This window comes from Citrobacter sp. Cpo089 (assembly GCF_030332695.1).
Classification (GTDB): domain Bacteria; phylum Pseudomonadota; class Gammaproteobacteria; order Enterobacterales; family Enterobacteriaceae; genus Citrobacter; species Citrobacter portucalensis.
This window is the reverse complement of sequence record NZ_JAOWHJ010000074.1, coordinates 20,934-38,622: the sequence shown is the minus strand read 5'-3', so window position 1 is coordinate 38,622 and position 17,689 is coordinate 20,934. Positions and strand designations below refer to the sequence as shown.

Sequence of the window (17,689 nt, the reverse complement as noted above, 5' to 3'; positions counted from 1 at the left end):
TACCTACTTTTACGCGGCGGTGCCAATGGACGTTTCTTACCTGCTCGACAGCCTTAATGATAAACAGCGTGAAGCGGTGGCCGCGCCACGCAGCAACATGCTGGTTCTGGCAGGCGCGGGGAGTGGTAAAACGCGCGTGCTGGTGCACCGTATCGCCTGGTTACTGACGGTTGAGAACAACTCGCCGTACTCCATTATGGCGGTGACCTTTACCAACAAAGCGGCGGCGGAAATGCGCCACCGTATCGGCCAGATCATGGGAACCAGCCAGGGCGGTATGTGGGTCGGTACATTCCACGGTCTGGCCCACCGTCTGCTGCGCGCGCATCATATGGATGCAAACCTGCCGCAGGATTTTCAGATCCTCGACAGCGAAGACCAACTGCGTTTGCTCAAGCGTCTGATCAAGGCGATGAACCTTGATGAGAAGCAGTGGCCGCCGCGTCAGGCGATGTGGTTCATCAACAGCCAGAAAGACGAAGGGCTGCGTCCGCACCACCTGCAAAGCTACGGCAACCCGGTTGAGCAAACCTGGCAGAAAGTGTATCAGGCTTACCAGGAAGCGTGTGACCGCGCGGGGCTGGTGGATTTCGCCGAGCTGCTGCTGCGCGCTCACGAGCTGTGGCTCAACAAGCCGCATATCCTGCAGCACTACCGCGAACGCTTTACCAATATCCTGGTGGACGAATTTCAGGATACCAACAACATTCAGTACGCGTGGATCCGCCTGCTGGCGGGCGATACCGGCAAGGTAATGATCGTCGGCGATGACGATCAGTCAATCTACGGCTGGCGCGGAGCGCAGGTGGAGAACATCCAGCGCTTCCTCACTGACTTCCCCGGCGCAGAAACTATTCGCCTGGAGCAAAACTACCGCTCGACTAACAATATCCTCAGCGCGGCCAACGCCCTGATTGAAAACAACAACGGGCGTCTGGGTAAAAAACTGTGGACCGACGGCGTCGACGGCGAACCGATCTCGCTGTACTGCGCGTTCAACGAGCTTGATGAAGCGCGCTTTGTGGTCAATCGCATCAAGACCTGGCAGGACAACGGCGGAGCGCTGGAACAGTGCGCCATTCTTTATCGCAGTAACGCCCAGTCGCGCGTACTGGAAGAGGCGTTGTTACAGGCCAGCATGCCGTATCGGATCTATGGCGGGATGCGATTCTTCGAACGCCAGGAAATCAAAGATGCGCTTTCCTACCTGCGCCTGATTGCCAACCGCAATGACGACGCCGCGTTTGAGCGCGTGGTGAATACTCCGACGCGCGGGATTGGCGATCGTACTTTAGACGTGGTGCGTCAGACCTCCCGTGACCGCCAGCTAACGCTGTGGCAGGCCTGTCGTGAGCTGTTGCAGGAAAAAGCCCTCGCGGGTCGCGCTGCCAGCGCCTTACAGCGCTTTATGGAGCTGATTGACGCACTGGCTCAGGAGACCGCGGATATGCCGCTGCACGTGCAGACTGACCGGGTGATTAAAGACTCCGGCCTGCGCATGATGTACGAGCAGGAAAAAGGCGAGAAGGGCCAGACGCGTATCGAAAACTTAGACGAACTGGTGACGGCAACGCGCCAGTTCAGCTACAACGAAGAAGACGAAGACTTAATGCCGCTGCAGGCGTTTCTGTCTCACGCCGCGCTGGAAGCAGGCGAAGGGCAAGCGGATACCTGGCAGGACGCGGTTCAGCTGATGACGCTGCACTCGGCGAAAGGTCTGGAATTCCCGCAGGTGTTTATCGTGGGGATGGAAGAAGGCATGTTCCCCAGCCAAATGTCGCTGGACGAAGGTGGTCGCCTCGAAGAAGAGCGCCGCCTGGCTTACGTCGGCGTAACCCGCGCGATGCAAAAGCTGACGCTGACCTACGCCGAAACGCGTCGTCTGTACGGCAAAGAGGTTTACCATCGTCCGTCGCGCTTTATCGGCGAACTGCCGGAAGCGTGCGTTGAAGAGGTTCGCCTGCGCGCCACGGTCAGCCGTCCGGTGAGCCATCAGCGGATGGGCACGCCAATGGCGGAAAACGATACCGGCTACAAGCTCGGTCAGCGCGTGCGCCATGCTAAATTTGGCGAGGGCACCATCGTCAACCTGGAAGGAAGCGGCGAGCACAGTCGTTTGCAGGTCGCGTTCCAGGGGCAGGGGATCAAATGGCTGGTAGCGGCCTACGCCAGACTGGAAACGGTTTAATCGGTTCGGCTTTGCCGGATAAGGCCGAGCCGACATCCGGCAACCTGTCGGTTAATATTCTGAAATCATAGATAAATAATTCCCCTCTGCTAACCTTTCTGTATAAGGGGAAATTATTACTTTTTCGCCATCCGTTGCGTGTTGACGTCAAAATTTTGCTGGCGTAACATGCGCGCACGATTACGCTAAGAGGACATTCGCCTTGGACACACCCAGTAGATACTGGCTCATTATCCTGTCATCCAGGATCAACTCCTAAGGCTATCCCTTTTTGCTGATAGCCTTCGCGGTTGTCAGCGACCTTCTGTTTTTTTTCCCGTCGCGCTGAGTCAGGCTGTTTAATGGTCTGAAACCCAATTTGTTTCTGTGTGCCCTCCGAACTGTCCGATAATTTTTTGCATTGGGAGTCCCGGTCATGCTGAGCGCATTTCAACTGGAAAACAATCGTTTAACTCGCCTTGAGGCAGACGAGATCGAGCACCTGGCCAGTTCGGTTTGGGTCGATTTAGTCGAGCCGGATGACGAAGAACGAAACCGTGTGCAAAAGGACTTGGGCCAGAATCTGGCTACGCGCCCTGAACTGGAAGACATCGAAGCATCCGCACGTTTTTTTGAAGACGAAGACGGTCTGCACATCCACTCCTTCTTCTTTTACGAAGACGCCGACGATCACGCAGGTAACTCAACCGTCGCATTTACCATTCGCGAAGGCCGCCTGTTTACTCTGCGCGAGCGCGAACTGCCGGCCTTCCGCCTGTACCGCATGCGTGCGCGTAACCAGGCGCTGGTGGATGGCAACGCCTACGAGCTGCTGCTTGACCTGTTCGAAACCAAAATTGAACAGTTGGCGGATGAGATCGAAAACATCTACAGCGACCTGGAAAAACTCAGCCGTGTGATCATGGAAGGGCGTCAGGGCGATGAATATGACGAAGCGTTGTCGACGCTGGCGGAACTGGAAGATATCGGCTGGAAGGTTCGTCTGTGTCTGATGGATACCCAGCGCGCGCTAAACTTCCTGGTGCGTAAAGCGCGTTTGCCGGGCAGTCAGCTGGAGCAGGCGCGTGAGATCCTGCGCGATATCGAATCCCTGCTGCCGCACAATGAATCGCTGTTCCAGAAGGTTAACTTCCTGATGCAGGCGGCGATGGGCTTTATCAATATCGAGCAGAACCGCATCATCAAGATCTTCTCGGTGGTCTCTGTGGTGTTCCTGCCGCCGACGTTGGTGGCTTCCAGCTACGGGATGAACTTTGAATTCATGCCGGAACTACACTGGAGCTTCGGTTATCCTGGAGCGATTGTCTTTATGATGCTCGCGGGTCTGGCGCCGTATCTGTACTTTAAGCGCAAGAACTGGCTGTAATGGCTGTGACTTATCCGACCTACGGAGATGTGCTTTTGTAGGCCGGATAAGCGAAGCGCCATCCGGCAATCTTCTAGCTTCGACGAACCCGTCGTTGCGTATAAATTGCATCCATCACGAAAATCGCCAGCGCTACCCAGATAAACGCAAACGTGACCATTTTATCCGCTCCCGGAACTTCACCGTAAAAGGTGACTGCCAGCAGGAACATCAACGTAGGTCCGATATACTGGAAGAAACCCAGCGTTGAAAGACGCAGACGGGTTGCCGCGCCGGTAAAGCACAGCAGCGGAATGGTGGTCACGACGCCCGCCGCAATCAGCAGCAGGTTAAGCGACATGGGATTTTGCCCCATATGGCTGGTTGAGCTGTCCGCAATGCCAAACAGATAGATGGCCGCAACGGGTAAAAGCCACAGGGTTTCAATCAGCATGCCGGTTTGTGCTTCGACAGCAATTTTCTTGCGCACCAGGCCATAGAAGGCAAAGCTGAACGCGAGTCCCAGCGCGATTATTGGCAGCGATCCGAAGGTCCACAGCTGTACCAGCACACCGCAGGCGGCTAACAGTACTGCCAGCCACTGCATGCGACGAAAGCGCTCACCGAGGAATAGCATTCCCAGCACAATATTCACCAGTGGGTTAATAAAATAGCCGAGGCTGGCTTCCAGCATATGGTGATTATTGACCGCCCAAATGAACAGCAGCCAGTTTCCGCCGATGAGCACTGCAGAGAGCGCCAGCAGGAAGATCTTCTTTGGCGTTTGTAGCAGCGTTTTGACACCTGACCACTGGCGGCTGATGCTCATCAGTACCACCATAAAGAAAAATGACCAGATGACGCGGTGCGTCAGGATCTCATCCGCCGGAACATAGTAAATCAGCTTGAAGTAGGCGGGAGCGATACCCCAAATAAAATAAGCAGCAAGAGCGAGTAGCACGCCCTGCCGCGTTTGTTTAGCATCCATCGGGAAAACTCATTGCAGAAATGTAACAGCAGTTTACCTTTTTTTAGGCACTTACCCCACCATATAAGTGGCGGTTGCGCTGGCAATATAAAGCTGTTCTTCGTTATGCAGTTCCACGCGCGCCACAGCGACTTTATTGCCCGCCCGCAGCAGGCTACTGGTGGCGGTAAAGCGGCTTCCTCTTCCGGGGCGCAGATAATCAACACGCAAATCGATTGTGCCCATGCGTGACATTCGCTGACGCAGTTCGTCCTCGCTGATCGTTTCATGGCGGGTCAGCGTACTCCCAACGCATACCAGCCCCGCGGCGACGTCCAGCGCCGAGGCGATCACGCCGCCATGCAGAATGCTTTGCGCCCAGTTGCCGACCATCATCGGTTGGTTATTAAAGGCTAATTGAGCAAATTCTTTCTCATAGCGTTCGAGCTCCAGTCCCAGCGCCCGGTTAAACGGCATATGATAGACAAACATTTCACCCACTAACTTCAGCGCTTCCTCAGCAGTAAGTACGGCAGACATACGATCCCTACATCTCAATGGTTAATGAAATGTTGATATTATGCTTATTATTTGTTGTTTTCTACTTTAGGACGGGATAACTAACGAGGAACTAGCTAAGTATGTAGAATACTTGCCAGATAATTATACAATTCATCAATATTTTGGTTCAGGAGAACATTACCGATGCGGGCGATTCTGGGATGGTTACTACCAGCAATTATGCTGCCGTTGACCGCGTATGCGCAGGAAGCGACAGTGAAAGAGATTCATGATGCACCGGCGGTTCGTGGCAGTATTATCGCCAATATGCTGCAGGAACATGACAACCCTTTCACGCTTTATCCGTATGACACCAACTATCTTATTTACACCAATACCAGCGACATGAACAAAGAGGCGATCAGCAGTTATAGCTGGTCCGAAAATGCGCGCAAAGATGAGGTTAAGTTTCAGCTAAGCCTGGCGTTTCCGCTCTGGCGCGGGATATTAGGCCCAAACTCGGTACTTGGCGGTTCCTATACCCAGAAGTCCTGGTGGCAGCTTTCGAACAGTGAAGAGTCTTCACCGTTTCGCGAAACCAACTACGAACCGCAATTGTTCCTCGGTTTCGCCACAGACTATCGCTTTGCCGGTTGGACGCTTCGTGATGTCGAAATGGGTTATAACCATGACTCCAACGGCCGATCCGATCCCACTTCACGTAGCTGGAACCGTCTTTATACCCGTCTGATGGCTGAAAATGGTAACTGGCTGGTGGAAGTTAAGCCGTGGTACGTGATTGGTAGCACCGACGATAACTCTGATATCACTAAATACATGGGCTACTATCAGCTGAAAATGGGGTATCACCTGGGTGACGCGGTTATCAGCGTGAAAGGCCAGTACAACTGGAATACCGGCTACGGCGGCGCAGAGCTGGGGGCCAGTTACCCCATCACGAAGCATGTGCGTCTATACACTCAGGTCTACAGTGGTTACGGCGAATCGCTGATTGACTACAACTTCAATCAGACGCGTGTTGGTGTGGGCGTGATGCTCAACGATATCTTCTGATAAGTATTGAGAGTATTTTAATCATTGCAGTTTCTCTCTCAGGCGCTGAAAATAGCGCCTGTTTTTATTTCGGGCGAATGGGGTTAATGTGGCGCAGGCGGAAGTGTTGAATCTGGAAATGGGCGCTAAACAGGTTTTGCAGGAAACCTTTGGCTACCAACAGTTTCGCCCCGGTCAGGAAGAAATCATTGATACCGTGCTCTCTGGTCGCGACTGCCTGGTCGTTATGCCGACCGGCGGCGGTAAATCCCTGTGCTATCAAATTCCCGCATTATTGCTAAACGGACTCACCGTTGTTGTTTCCCCGCTGATTTCCCTGATGAAAGATCAGGTCGATCAACTGCTGGCCAACGGCGTGGCGGCGGCGTGCCTGAATTCTACTCAAAGTCGTGAACAGCAGCTTGAGGTGATGGCGGGCTGTCGCAGCGGGCAGATTCGCTTACTGTATATTGCGCCCGAACGCCTGATGCTGGATAACTTCCTTGAGCATCTGGCGCACTGGAATCCGGTGCTGCTGGCGGTTGATGAAGCGCACTGTATTTCGCAGTGGGGGCATGATTTCCGCCCCGAGTACGCTGCGCTGGGCCAGTTACGTCAGCGTTTCCCAACCCTGCCGTTTGTGGCGCTGACCGCGACCGCGGATGAGACAACCCGGCTGGACATTGTGCGTCTGCTGGGACTGAACGATCCGTTAATTCAGATCAGCAGCTTTGACCGCCCGAACATTCGCTACATGCTGATGGAGAAGTTTAAGCCGCTCGATCAGCTGATGCGCTACGTGCAAGAGCAGCGCGGTAAGTCTGGCATTATCTATTGTAACAGTCGCGCCAAAGTCGAAGACACCGCCGCGCGTCTGCAAAGCCGTGGCATCAGCGCCGGGGCTTATCATGCCGGGCTGGAAAACGCTGTACGCGCCGAGGTGCAGGAGAAATTCCAGCGCGACGACCTGCAAATCGTAGTGGCGACCGTGGCGTTCGGTATGGGGATCAACAAACCTAACGTACGCTTCGTGGTGCATTTCGATATTCCGCGCAACATCGAATCCTATTACCAGGAAACCGGCCGCGCCGGGCGTGATGGCCTGCCGGCGGAAGCGATGCTGTTTTACGATCCGGCTGATATGGCATGGCTACGCCGCTGCCTCGAAGAGAAACCCGCTGGGCAACTGCTGGATATCGAACGTCATAAGCTCAATGCGATGGGGGCGTTTGCCGAGGCGCAGACCTGTCGTCGTCTGGTGCTGCTGAACTATTTTGGCGAAGGGCGTCAGGAACCGTGTGGTAACTGCGACATCTGCCTCGACCCGCCAAAACAGTACGACGGACTCATGGATGCGCGCAAAGCGCTGTCGACGATTTACCGTGTTAACCAACGCTTCGGCATGGGGTACGTCGTGGAAGTGCTGCGTGGAGCGAATAACCAGCGTATTCGCGAACTGGCTCATGACAAACTGCCGGTCTATGGCATTGGTCGCGAGCAAAGCCACGAACACTGGGTGAGCGTTATTCGCCAGCTTATTCACCTGGGCCTGGTGACGCAGAATATTGCTCATCACTCCGCGTTACAGCTAACCGAAGCCGCGCGTCCGGTGTTGCGCGGTGACGTTGCGTTACAGCTTGCTGTACCACGTATTGTGGCGCTGAAACCGCGTGCGATGCAGAAATCCTTCGGTGGTAACTACGACCGCAAACTGTTCGCCAAATTGCGTAAGCTGCGTAAAGCCATTGCCGACGAAGAGAACATTCCGCCGTACGTGGTGTTCAACGACGCCACGCTGATTGAAATGGCGGAGCAGATGCCGGTTTCACCGAGTGAAATGCTAAGCGTCAACGGTGTGGGGATGCGGAAACTTGAGCGTTTCGGTAAAGAGTTTATGGCGCTTATTCGCGCACACGTTGATGGTGACGACGAAGAGTAGTCAGCCGGGCAAAAAAGTGCCAGGATGGTGACTCACTGAACTATTCCCCCGCGAGTCATTTTTATGTTAACGCTATTTTTCACCGTTGCGTTGGTGCATATCGTTGCGCTGATGAGCCCCGGTCCCGATTTCTTTTTTGTTTCTCAAACTGCGGTTAGCCGTTCGCGCAAAGAAGCTATGATGGGCGTGCTGGGCATTACCTGCGGCGTCATGGTCTGGGCTGGCGTGGCACTGCTCGGCCTGCATCTGATTATCGAAAAAATGGCCTGGCTACATACCATTATTATGGTCGGCGGGGGGCTGTATCTGTGCTGGATGGGTTATCAGATGCTGCGCGGCGCGTTTAAAAAACAGGATGTTGCGGCTCCCACTCCGCAGGTGGAGCTGGCGCAGAGCGGACGCAGCTTTTTGAAAGGTCTGCTGACCAATCTGGCTAACCCTAAAGCCATTATCTATTTTGGCTCCGTATTCTCATTGTTCGTTGGCGACAACGTGGGCACGGGCGCGCGCTGGGGGATCTTTGCCCTGATCATCGTGGAAACACTGGCGTGGTTTACCGTGGTCGCCAGCCTGTTTGCTCTGCCAAAAATGCGTCGTGGCTATCAGCGTCTGGCGAAGTGGATTGATGGTTTTGCCGGCGCGCTGTTCGCGGGCTTCGGTATCCATCTGATTATTTCGCGCTAAGTTTGTTGCCCGCCTGGGAGTCCCAGGCGGTATGCGGCTTATTGCGCAAGCTTCTGTAGCTCATCCTTCGAAAGGCCGGTCATTTCCATAATCGCGTCGGTATCAAGACCTCGCTTGAGCATCGCTTTTGCTACATCAGTAAGGGCAATGCGCCTCCCTTCTTCACGGCCTATCTGCTTTAGTTGATCCGCCATTGTCATCAGTTTTTCTCCATGCTGCGGCACCCGCTGTGCCAGCTTATACAATAATGTCTGAACATCTTGTGTATTCCCTGCTTGCACCATGTAGTTTACCAGCACGGTTATTTGTTGTCCGCTCATCTTCTCCAGCATAAACAGGCGGGTAAGTTTATCCAGCAGCTGCGCCATGTCGCGCTGGCGAATGTGTTTTTGTACTAATGTCAGCGCTGCCATACTGCGATGCTGCATGATCTCATCATCTGGAATAACCGTCACATCCACCAACGGAAATGGTGTGCTGTAAAGTTGAAGGGCGGTTCCAGAATCCTCAAAGTGATCCAGCCAGTTCATTGAGCCTTGCCATGGGCTTTGCTTGCCATGGTAAAAGAGAACAGGAATAACCAGCGGCAGAGTGTCGTTTCCCGCCTCAAGATGACGCTGCATCGCTGCGATAGCGTAGCGCATCAGGCGAAATGACATGTGCTTATCCGGTGAGCTTTGATGCTCAATGAGCACATGTACATAGCCATGTCCGCTGGTGGTTTCCAGTGAGTAGAGAATATCGCTGAAATAAGGGCGCAGATCGTCCTCCACAAAACTGCCTGATTCCAGACGGAGCGTTTCCAGCCTGCATATTTTGATTAACGAGGGAGGAAGATGAAGTTCGATAAAGTCCCGCGCGGTTTCCACGCGGGAGAGGAAGTTTTTAAATACTGCGTCATGTGGTGTTGTTACTTCCGCCATCGTTAATCATCCGTGAGTGGTGAATATGGCAGCATTCTGGCATTAGCAATCAACGTCTAACAGTACAGGATAAAAGGCTTTTTTCCCTTTGCGGCGAAGTACGAAAAGCCATGTTCAGAGGCTCTTACAGATAGCATTTCATTGCGAGCGACGTTCCATTTGCTAGGCATGCCTTGCCGATGCCAGCAGGGCGCCTATCAGCATAAATAGCGAGCCAAACACTTTGTTGAGCGCCTTCATTTGCTTTGGCCCTTTAATCCAGCCAGCAATGCGCGTGGCCAACGTCGCGTAACCGATCATCACAATGATATCGACCACGATGGTTGTGACGCCAAGCACCACGTACTGCATCAACTGCGGTTCCTGCGGCAGGATGAACTGCGGGAACAGAGCGGCAAGAAAAACTATGCTCTTGGGATTGGTCAGATTAACAAAGACCGCGCGTTTGAACAGCCGACTGCGCGATTGCGTATTTGCCATAGTGTTCAGATCGATAGCACCCGCCGCGCGCCATTGCTGAATACCCAGCCAAATCAGATAGGCCGCTCCCGCCCACTTCAGCACCTCAAATGCGATTACCGAACGTGAAAATAGCGTTCCCAGTCCTACGCCAACCAGAACGATATGAATACCCAACCCGGTCTGCAAACCCGCAATCGACGCGCTGGCACCGCGATATCCGTGGCTGATGGCGGTGGTCATGGTATTGATTGCGCCAGAGCCTGGGGACAAGCTCAAAATAATAGAGGTCAGCAGGTAGGCGAACCACCATTCAAAGGTCATGAGAAACTCCCGGATTGTCTATTTTTATGCCACAATACGCTACTGCCGTTAGGTTGTGTCAGTGACGGCGAAAAAAACGATTTTACTTGGTCAGCGAGGCTGGATACCCGATGTTTCAGCAGCAAAAAGACTGGGAAACAAGAGAAAACGCGTTTGCTGCTTTTTCCATGGGGCCACTGACAGATTTCTGGCGTCAGCGGGAAGAAGCGGAATTTACGGGCGTGGATGATATTCCCGTACATTTTGTTCGTTTTCATGCAGAAAAAAACGATCGCGTCATCGTCGTCTGTCCTGGACGCATTGAAAGCTACGTGAAATACGCTGAACTGGCGTATGACCTGTTTCATTCTGGTTTTGACGTTCTCATTATCGATCACCGTGGCCAGGGGCGTTCCGGGCGTATGCTTTCGGATCCGCATCGCGGTCATGTCGATAACTTTAATGATTATGTCGACGATCTAACCGCCTTCTGGCAGCAGGAAGTGCTACCCGGCCCATGGAGAAAACGCTATATACTGGCGCATTCAATGGGCGGGGCGATTGCGACGTTATTCCTGCAACGCCACCCGAATCAGTGTGATGCCATCGCGCTTTGCGCACCGATGTTTGGTATTGTGATGCGCTTTCCCGACTGGATGGTGCGCCATATTCTGGACTGGGCTGAAGGGCATCCGCGGATCCGCGAAGGCTATGCGATGGGAACCGGGCGCTGGCGGGCGCTGCCATTCGGTATGAATGCGTTAACGCATAGTCGACAGCGCTATCGGCGCAATCTGCGCTTCTATGCGGATGAGCCGCGACTGCGCGTTGGCGGCCCCACCTACCACTGGGTTCGTGAAGGTATTCTGGCAGGCGAACAGGTTCTGGCCGGAGCAGGAGACGACGCGACGCCGACGCTGCTGATTCAGGCTGAAGAAGAGCGGGTGGTAGATAACCGCATGCACGATCGTTTTTGTGAACTCCGCGCCGCAGCGGGCCATCCTGTAGAAGGGGGTCAGCCGCTTGTCATCAAAGGCGCGTACCATGAGATCCTTTTTGAAAAGGACGCCATGCGCTCAGTCGCGCTTAACGCTATTGTCGAATTTTTCGACAAGCATAACTCATCCAGCGGAACCCGCTTTGCCTAGAGGTTGAATTTTCTTATGTATCAGGTTGTTGCGTCTGATTTAGACGGTACGCTGCTTTCTCCCGACCATACTCTGTCCCCTTATGCCAAAGAGACGCTGAAGTTATTGACCGCTCGCGGCGTTAACTTCGTGTTTGCGACTGGCCGTCATCATGTTGATGTGGGGCAAATTCGCGATAACCTCGGCATTAAAACCTACATGATCACGTCCAACGGCGCGCGCGTGCATGATTCTGACGGGGATCTGGTGTTTTCCCATAACCTGGATCGCGATATTGCCAGCGACCTGTTTGGCGTAGTGAATGCAAACCCGGACATCGTGACCAACGTATATCGTGATGATGAGTGGTTTATGAATCGCCATCGTCCGGACGAAGTGCGTTTCTTCAAAGAAGCGGTGTTTAACTATTCACTGTTTGAACCTGCATTACTGGAGCCTGAGGGCGTCAGCAAAGTGTTCTTCACCACCGACTCTCACGAAAGGCTACTGCCGCTGGAGCAGGCGATTAACGCCCGCTGGGGCGATCGCGTTAACGTCAGCTTCTCTACGCTTACCTGTCTGGAAGTCATGGCTGGCGGCGTATCGAAAGGTCATGCGCTGGAAGCGGTAGCAAAAGCGATGGGCTACAGCCTGAAAGACTGCATCGCCTTTGGCGACGGGATGAACGATGCGGAAATGCTCTCCATGGCAGGTAAAGGCTGCATCATGGGCAACGCCCACCAGCGCCTGAAGGATCTGCACCCGGAACTGGAAGTCATTGGTCTTAATGCCGACGATGCCGTGCCACACTATCTGCGTGAACTGTTTTTGTAGTAACCTTCTGTTCGTTAGTTGACCAGTTGTCAACTAAAAACTTCGCTACAATGGGTGTACCTTTTGTTAAGAGACATCCATTGTGGCGTTACTCATCATTACCACAATTCTGTGGGCCTTTTCCTTTAGCCTGTTTGGCGAGTACCTTGCCGGTCATGTCGATAGCTATTTTGCGGTGCTGGTGCGCGTTGGGCTGGCTGCGCTGGTGTTCCTGCCGTTTCTACGTACTCGTGGGCACAGCGTAAAAACGATCGGGCTGTATATGCTGGTGGGTGCCATGCAGCTTGGCATTATGTACATGCTGAGTTTTCACGCCTATCTGTACCTGACGGTTTCAGAACTGCTGCTCTTTACCGTGCTGACGCCGCTCTACATTACGCTGATTTATGATCTGATGAGCGGACGTCGTCTGCGCTGGAGTTACGCCTTTAGTGCGTTACTGGCGGTGATTGGTGCGGGGATCATTCGTTACGATCAGGTGACCAGCCACTTCTGGACCGGTCTGCTGCTGGTGCAGTTGTCCAATATCAGCTTTGCCATTGGTATGGTGGGCTATAAACGTCTGATGGAGACGCGGCCAATGCCGCAGCACAACGCCTTTGCCTGGTTTTATATGGGCGCCTTTATGGTGGCTGTCGTGGCCTGGTTCATGCTGGGCAATGCGCAGAAAATGCCTGCAACCACGCTACAGTGGGGAATTCTGGTCTTTCTTGGCGTGGCGGCGTCCGGCATTGGTTACTTTATGTGGAACTACGGCGCGACCCAGGTGGATGCGGGCACGCTGGGCATCATGAACAATATGCATGTCCCTGCCGGACTGCTGGTTAACCTTGCTATCTGGCATCAACAACCTCACTGGCCAAGCTTCATCATTGGTGCGGCTGTGATAGTGGCTTCACTGTGGGTACATCGAAAGTGGGTCGTTCCGCACTCCGTACAAACGGCAGGTGATCGCAGGCATGATTCCGCGCTGAGCGAATAAACGCTTCTGTGACCGGCTGTCGCTGCTCGCCATCACGCACGGCGGCGTACAGTCGGCTCCACAATCCATCACCCAGGGTTTTGGTCACTACCAGGCCCTGGCGTTCAAAACTCTCCACCACCCAGTGCGGTAATGCCGCGATACCCATTCTGGCTGCAACCATCTGAATCAGCAGTAAGGTGTTATCCACGCTTTTCAGCGAAGGACTAACGCCTGCAGGCTGCAGAAAATGCCGCCATACATCCAGTCGACTCCGCTGTACCGGGTAAATCAGCAGCGTCTCGCTGGCCAAATCTTCCGGTGCGATTTGTGTTTTGCTGGCCAACGGATGGTCAGGCGCCAGTACCAGGCGGACTTCAAAATCAAACATCGGTGAGTAGTGCAATCCGCTGCGCGGCAAGATGTCGGAGGTTAACACCAGATCCAGCTCATCCTGCTGTAGCGCTGGTTGCGGATCGAACGTCACGCCGGATTTAAAGTCCATCTCCACCTGCGGCCAGTTGGCACGAAAATTCTCCAGCGCGGGCGTCAGCCATTGAATACAACTGTGACATTCAATCGCGATTCGCAACCGGGTTTGCTGCGGTTCGTTGCAGGCCTGCAGCGCACGACCAATTTGCGGCAACACCTGATTGGCTAACTGCAGCAGGATTTCTCCCTGCGGCGTAAAGCGCAGAGGCTGGCTTTTACGGATAAAAAGTCGAAAGCCAAGGCGCTGCTCCAGATCGCTGAACTGGTGAGAAAGGGCGGATTGGGTCTGATGCAACGTCGCCGCTGCGGCTGCCAGAGAACCACTATTCCGCAACGCCTGGAGCGTTTTCAGGTGTTTAATCTCGATCATGAAAGTCCTTCACTTCGGCATGAACAAATTGCGCTTGAGGAATATACAGTAACCGCCAATTATGGATGTGTAAACATCTGGACGTCCAAAACTCGTCATATTTCGGCTTGCAGATGCGTTGGCTTCCTCGCTTACCCCAGTCACTTACTTCAGTAAGCTCCTGGGGATGCGCTGTGTCGCCGCCTTCCTGCAAACCGAACTATTTAGAGTTTTTGCTTCAGATTCAATAAAATAAGAGAGGAAGAAAAATGACAATATTGAATCACACCCTCGGTTTCCCTCGCGTTGGCCTGCGTCGCGAGTTGAAGAAAGCGCAAGAAAGCTACTGGGCGGGAAATTCTTCCCGTGAAGATTTGCTGACCGTTGGCCGCGAGCTGCGTGCCCGCCACTGGGATCAGCAGAAGCAGGCGGGCGTTGACCTGCTGCCGGTGGGTGATTTTGCCTGGTACGATCACGTGCTGACCACCAGCCTGCTGCTCGGCAACGTTCCGGCTCGCCATCAAAATAAAGACGGCTCGGTCGATATCGATACCTTATTCCGCATTGGCCGTGGCCGCGCACCAACGGGTGAACCCGCGGCGGCGGCAGAAATGACTAAATGGTTTAACACCAACTATCACTACATGGTGCCAGAGTTCACTAAAGGTCAGCAGTTCAAACTGACCTGGACCCAACTGCTGGATGAAGTGGACGAAGCGCTGGCGCTCGGTCACAAGGTGAAGCCTGTGCTGCTGGGGCCGGTAACCTACCTGTGGTTGGGTAAAGTGAAAGGCGAACAGTTTGACCGCCTGAGCCTGTTGAACGACATTCTGCCGGTTTACCAGCAGGTGCTGGGTGAGCTGGCGAAACGCGGTATTGAGTGGGTGCAAATTGATGAACCCGCGCTGGTACTGGAGCTGCCGCAAGCGTGGCTGGAGGCCTTCAAACCGGCTTATGACGCGCTGACGGGTCAGGTGAAGCTGCTACTGACCACTTACTTCGAAGGCGTAACGCCAAACCTGGATACCATTACCGCCCTGCCGGTGCAGGGACTGCACGTTGACTTCGTGCACGGCAAAGATGATGCAGCCGAGTTGCATAAACGTCTGCCTGCCGACTGGCTGCTGTCAGCGGGGCTGGTGAACGGCCGCAACGTCTGGCGTGCCGATCTCAGCGAAAAATACGCACAAATCAAAGATATCGTCGGGAAACGTAACCTGTGGGTGGCTTCTTCCTGCTCCCTGCTGCACAGCCCAATCGATCTCAGTGTTGAAACCCGCCTTGATGCAGAAGTGAAGAGCTGGTTTGCCTTCGCCCTGCAAAAATGCGGCGAGCTGGCGCTGCTGCGCGATGCGTTGAATAGCGGTGATACGGCGGCAATTGTCGAGTGGAGCGCACCGATTCAGGCTCGTCGTCACTCTACCCGCGTACACAACGCCGCAGTGGAAAAACGTCTGGCGGCAATCACCGCCCAAGACAGCCAGCGCGCTAATGCTTACCCGGTTCGTGCCGAGGCGCAACGTGCCCGCTTTAATCTGCCGGCATGGCCGACTACGACTATCGGTTCATTCCCGCAAACCACGGAAATTCGCGGCCTGCGGCTGGACTTCAAAAAGGGCAACCTGGATGCCGGTAACTATCGCACCGGAATTGCGGAACATATTAAACAGGCGATTGTTGAACAGGAACGTCTGGGTCTCGACGTGCTGGTACACGGTGAAGCCGAGCGTAATGACATGGTCGAATACTTTGGCGAACACCTGGACGGCTTCGTCTTCACCCAGAACGGTTGGGTGCAGAGCTACGGCTCTCGCTGCGTGAAGCCGCCGGTGGTGATTGGCGACGTCAGCCGCCCGGAAGCGATCACCGTGGAGTGGGCGAAATATGCCCAGTCGCTGACCGACAAACCGGTAAAAGGCATGCTGACCGGTCCGGTGACCATTCTCTGCTGGTCATTCCCGCGTGAAGACGTGACGCGTGAAACCATCGCGAAGCAGATTGCGCTGGCGCTGCGTGATGAAGTGGCGGATCTGGAAGCGGCGGGTATCGGCATCATCCAGATTGATGAACCGGCACTGCGCGAAGGTCTGCCGCTGCGTCGCAGCGACTGGACGGCGTATCTGGAGTGGGGCGTGGAAGCCTTCCGCATTAACGCGGCGGTAGCGAAGGATGAAACCCAGATCCACACCCACATGTGTTATTGCGAGTTCAACGACATCATGGACTCCATTGCGGCGCTGGATGCGGACGTGATTACCATTGAAACCTCGCGCTCTGATATGGAGTTGCTGGAATCGTTTGAAGAGTTCGATTATCCGAACGAAATCGGGCCGGGCGTATACGATATTCACTCGCCGAACGTCCCGAGCGTGGAGTGGATTGAAGCCCTGTTGAAGAAAGCCGAGCTGCGCATTCCAGCAGAACGTCTGTGGGTGAACCCGGACTGCGGCCTGAAAACCCGCGGCTGGCCGGAAACCCGTGCCGCGCTGGCGAACATGGTCAAAGCGGCGCAGAATTTGCGTCAGGCGTAATTCGGTGCCCGGGAAGCGCTGGGGCTTACCCGGGTTACAGGAAATCGCAATAGTTGTAGGCCCGGTCAGGCGTCGCTGCCACCGGGCAATTAACGTTTATTTCTTCCCACCGTATTGCACGAACCACTCCAGCATTCTCTGCCAACCGTCTTTCGCGGACTCTTCGTGATAGCTCGGGCGATAATCGGCGTTGAACGCATGTCCGGCATCGGGATAGACCACGATTTCCGCTTTAGCATTGGCGGCGCGCAGTGCCTGGCGCATTGTTTCAACGGTATCTTGCGGAATGCTGGTGTCCTGGCCGCCATAAAGCCCCAAAACGGGGGCGTTAAGATCGGTTGCGATATCAACGGGATGTTTTGGCGAGTTGAGGGTTTTATCACCCACCAGTTTGCCATACCACGCCACGGCCGCTTTTAACTGCGGATTATGTGCGGCATACAGCCAGGTGATGCGCCCACCCCAGCAAAATCCGGTGATCATCAACTGGTGTGCATCTCCTCCGTTGCGGGAGGCCCAGCTAGCGACGTGGTCCAGATCGGCCAGTACCTGAGAGTCGGGCACTTTGGCGACAAGGCCACTAAGCAGCGTAGGGATATCGGCAAAGTCATTGGGATCGCCTTCGCGAAAATAGAGTTCTGGTGCGATAGCCAGATACCCTTCCAGAGCCAAACGACGGCAAACGTCACGAATGTGCTCATGAATACCAAAAATCTCCTGCACGACAATGACTACGGGCAGCAGGCCATCAGTCTGTTTTGGTCGTGCGTGATACGCTGGCATATCATCGCCTTGTGAAGGTATGGACGTTACACCGGCGATAATTGCATTATCTGGGGTGTGAACCGTGGTAGACGTCGGTGGAGATACAGCAGGTGCAAAGCCAGATTGTCGTGTTGTCATGGTATTCTCCGTACCCTTAAATATTCAGCAAAAAAGCGCATTGTTAACTATAGACACATGCAACGAACCACATTGCCTTAAACGGGCTATCTTTTGTGCAGGGCTTCCTTACATCACATCATTTATGTGA

Annotated in this window: 16 protein-coding genes; 10 read left to right on the top strand and 6 right to left on the bottom strand. The window is 54.2% G+C overall.

What is annotated here, in order from left to right; all coding sequences use genetic code 11:
- The first annotated feature begins 25 nt into the window (after positions 1–25).
- The 3 genes from uvrD (at position 26) to corA (ending at position 3,554) form a co-directional block, all read left to right on the top strand.
- A complete protein-coding gene (uvrD, locus tag OGX92_RS21255; protein ID WP_003828957.1) occupies positions 26–2,188 on the top strand; it encodes a DNA helicase II in 2,163 nt (720 codons plus the stop codon).
- Between the two features lie 202 nt (positions 2,189–2,390).
- Positions 2,391–2,447 carry a YsgD/CorL family protein gene (gene ysgD, locus OGX92_RS21250; RefSeq protein ID WP_212723238.1) on the top strand — a complete coding sequence of 19 codons (57 nt, stop codon included), beginning with the start codon at positions 2,391–2,393 and terminating at the stop codon, positions 2,445–2,447.
- A 156-nt stretch (positions 2,448–2,603) separates the two neighbouring features.
- Positions 2,604–3,554: a magnesium/cobalt transporter CorA gene (corA, locus tag OGX92_RS21245; RefSeq protein WP_240389545.1), complete on the top strand. Its 951-nt coding sequence runs from the start codon at positions 2,604–2,606 to the stop codon at positions 3,552–3,554.
- A gap of 73 nt (positions 3,555–3,627) precedes the next feature.
- Here the strand turns inward: corA and rarD are convergent, their stop codons facing one another.
- Both rarD and yigI read right to left on the bottom strand, forming a co-directional pair.
- Positions 3,628–4,521, bottom strand: a complete 894-nt coding sequence (rarD, locus tag OGX92_RS21240; RefSeq protein WP_043018990.1) for an EamA family transporter RarD — start codon at positions 4,519–4,521, stop codon at positions 3,628–3,630.
- Between the two features lie 51 nt (positions 4,522–4,572).
- The gene (yigI, locus tag OGX92_RS21235) at positions 4,573–5,040 is read right to left on the bottom strand and encodes an acyl-CoA thioesterase YigI (protein ID WP_003828949.1); all 468 of its coding nucleotides are present in this window, start codon (positions 5,038–5,040) and stop codon (positions 4,573–4,575) included.
- A gap of 165 nt (positions 5,041–5,205) precedes the next feature.
- Between yigI and pldA the strand changes: the two genes are divergently transcribed.
- The 3 genes from pldA (at position 5,206) to rhtC (ending at position 8,677) form a co-directional block, all read left to right on the top strand.
- On the top strand, positions 5,206–6,075 hold the full coding sequence (pldA, locus tag OGX92_RS21230) for a phospholipase A (protein ID WP_240389546.1): 870 nt from the start codon (positions 5,206–5,208) through the stop codon (positions 6,073–6,075).
- An 88-nt stretch (positions 6,076–6,163) separates the two neighbouring features.
- Positions 6,164–7,993: an ATP-dependent DNA helicase RecQ gene (gene recQ, locus OGX92_RS21225; RefSeq protein ID WP_008787089.1), complete on the top strand. Its 1,830-nt coding sequence runs from the start codon at positions 6,164–6,166 to the stop codon at positions 7,991–7,993.
- Positions 7,994–8,056: 63 nt separating this feature from the next.
- Positions 8,057–8,677 carry a threonine export protein RhtC gene (gene rhtC, locus OGX92_RS21220; RefSeq protein ID WP_003828942.1) on the top strand — a complete coding sequence of 207 codons (621 nt, stop codon included), beginning with the start codon at positions 8,057–8,059 and terminating at the stop codon, positions 8,675–8,677.
- Positions 8,678–8,715: 38 nt separating this feature from the next.
- Here rhtC and OGX92_RS21215 read toward each other — a convergent pair whose 3' ends face one another.
- Complete coding sequence (locus tag OGX92_RS21215) at positions 8,716–9,600, bottom strand: Rpn family recombination-promoting nuclease/putative transposase (protein ID WP_286587028.1); 885 nt, start codon at positions 9,598–9,600, stop codon at positions 8,716–8,718.
- Positions 9,601–9,762: 162 nt separating this feature from the next.
- The gene (gene rhtB, locus OGX92_RS21210; RefSeq protein ID WP_003828938.1) at positions 9,763–10,383 is read right to left on the bottom strand and encodes a homoserine/homoserine lactone efflux protein; all 621 of its coding nucleotides are present in this window, start codon (positions 10,381–10,383) and stop codon (positions 9,763–9,765) included.
- Between the two features lie 110 nt (positions 10,384–10,493).
- On the opposite strand from rhtB, the gene pldB reads away from it, so the two are divergent.
- The 3 genes from pldB (at position 10,494) to OGX92_RS21195 (ending at position 13,305) form a co-directional block, all read left to right on the top strand.
- Positions 10,494–11,510, top strand: a complete 1,017-nt coding sequence (gene pldB / locus OGX92_RS21205; RefSeq protein ID WP_003017911.1) for a lysophospholipase L2 — start codon at positions 10,494–10,496, stop codon at positions 11,508–11,510.
- Positions 11,511–11,525: 15 nt separating this feature from the next.
- Positions 11,526–12,323 carry a sugar/pyridoxal phosphate phosphatase YigL gene (gene yigL, locus OGX92_RS21200; RefSeq protein WP_286587027.1) on the top strand — a complete coding sequence of 266 codons (798 nt, stop codon included), beginning with the start codon at positions 11,526–11,528 and terminating at the stop codon, positions 12,321–12,323.
- Positions 12,324–12,405: 82 nt separating this feature from the next.
- Positions 12,406–13,305, top strand: a complete 900-nt coding sequence (locus OGX92_RS21195; protein WP_197385401.1) for a carboxylate/amino acid/amine transporter — start codon at positions 12,406–12,408, stop codon at positions 13,303–13,305.
- Here OGX92_RS21195 and metR read toward each other — a convergent pair.
- On the bottom strand, positions 13,193–14,146 hold the full coding sequence (gene metR / locus OGX92_RS21190) for an HTH-type transcriptional regulator MetR (protein ID WP_200059115.1): 954 nt from the start codon (positions 14,144–14,146) through the stop codon (positions 13,193–13,195). The genes OGX92_RS21195 and metR overlap by 113 nt on opposite strands.
- Positions 14,147–14,394: 248 nt before the next feature.
- On the opposite strand from metR, the gene metE reads away from it, so the two are divergent.
- The gene (gene metE, locus OGX92_RS21185; RefSeq protein WP_200920950.1) at positions 14,395–16,656 is read left to right on the top strand and encodes a 5-methyltetrahydropteroyltriglutamate--homocysteine S-methyltransferase; all 2,262 of its coding nucleotides are present in this window, start codon (positions 14,395–14,397) and stop codon (positions 16,654–16,656) included.
- Positions 16,657–16,752: 96 nt separating this feature from the next.
- On the opposite strand, the gene OGX92_RS21180 is transcribed toward metE, so the two are convergent.
- Positions 16,753–17,559, bottom strand: coding sequence for a dienelactone hydrolase family protein (locus OGX92_RS21180; RefSeq protein ID WP_003828924.1), 807 nt, complete (start codon positions 17,557–17,559; stop codon positions 16,753–16,755).
- Positions 17,560–17,689 lie beyond the last annotated feature (130 nt).

Bases quoted from the DNA above. Each gene is read 5' to 3' on its own strand.
- OGX92_RS21180 (WP_003828924.1), bottom strand. From the start codon at position 17,559: ATGACAACACGACAATCTGGCTTTGCACCTGCTGTATCTCCACCGACG.
- pldB (WP_003017911.1), top strand. From the start codon at position 10,494: ATGTTTCAGCAGCAAAAAGACTGGGAAACAAGAGAAAACGCGTTTGCT.
- OGX92_RS21215 (WP_286587028.1), bottom strand. From the start codon at position 9,600: ATGGCGGAAGTAACAACACCACATGACGCAGTATTTAAAAACTTCCTC.
- metR (WP_200059115.1), bottom strand. From the start codon at position 14,146: ATGATCGAGATTAAACACCTGAAAACGCTCCAGGCGTTGCGGAATAGT.
- yigL (WP_286587027.1), top strand. From the start codon at position 11,526: ATGTATCAGGTTGTTGCGTCTGATTTAGACGGTACGCTGCTTTCTCCC.
- corA (WP_240389545.1), top strand. From the start codon at position 2,604: ATGCTGAGCGCATTTCAACTGGAAAACAATCGTTTAACTCGCCTTGAG.
- yigI (WP_003828949.1), bottom strand. From the start codon at position 5,040: ATGTCTGCCGTACTTACTGCTGAGGAAGCGCTGAAGTTAGTGGGTGAA.
- metE (WP_200920950.1), top strand. From the start codon at position 14,395: ATGACAATATTGAATCACACCCTCGGTTTCCCTCGCGTTGGCCTGCGT.
- uvrD (WP_003828957.1), top strand. From the start codon at position 26: ATGGACGTTTCTTACCTGCTCGACAGCCTTAATGATAAACAGCGTGAA.
- rhtB (WP_003828938.1), bottom strand. From the start codon at position 10,383: ATGACCTTTGAATGGTGGTTCGCCTACCTGCTGACCTCTATTATTTTG.
- rarD (WP_043018990.1), bottom strand. From the start codon at position 4,521: ATGGATGCTAAACAAACGCGGCAGGGCGTGCTACTCGCTCTTGCTGCT.
- rhtC (WP_003828942.1), top strand. From the start codon at position 8,057: ATGTTAACGCTATTTTTCACCGTTGCGTTGGTGCATATCGTTGCGCTG.
- pldA (WP_240389546.1), top strand. From the start codon at position 5,206: ATGCGGGCGATTCTGGGATGGTTACTACCAGCAATTATGCTGCCGTTG.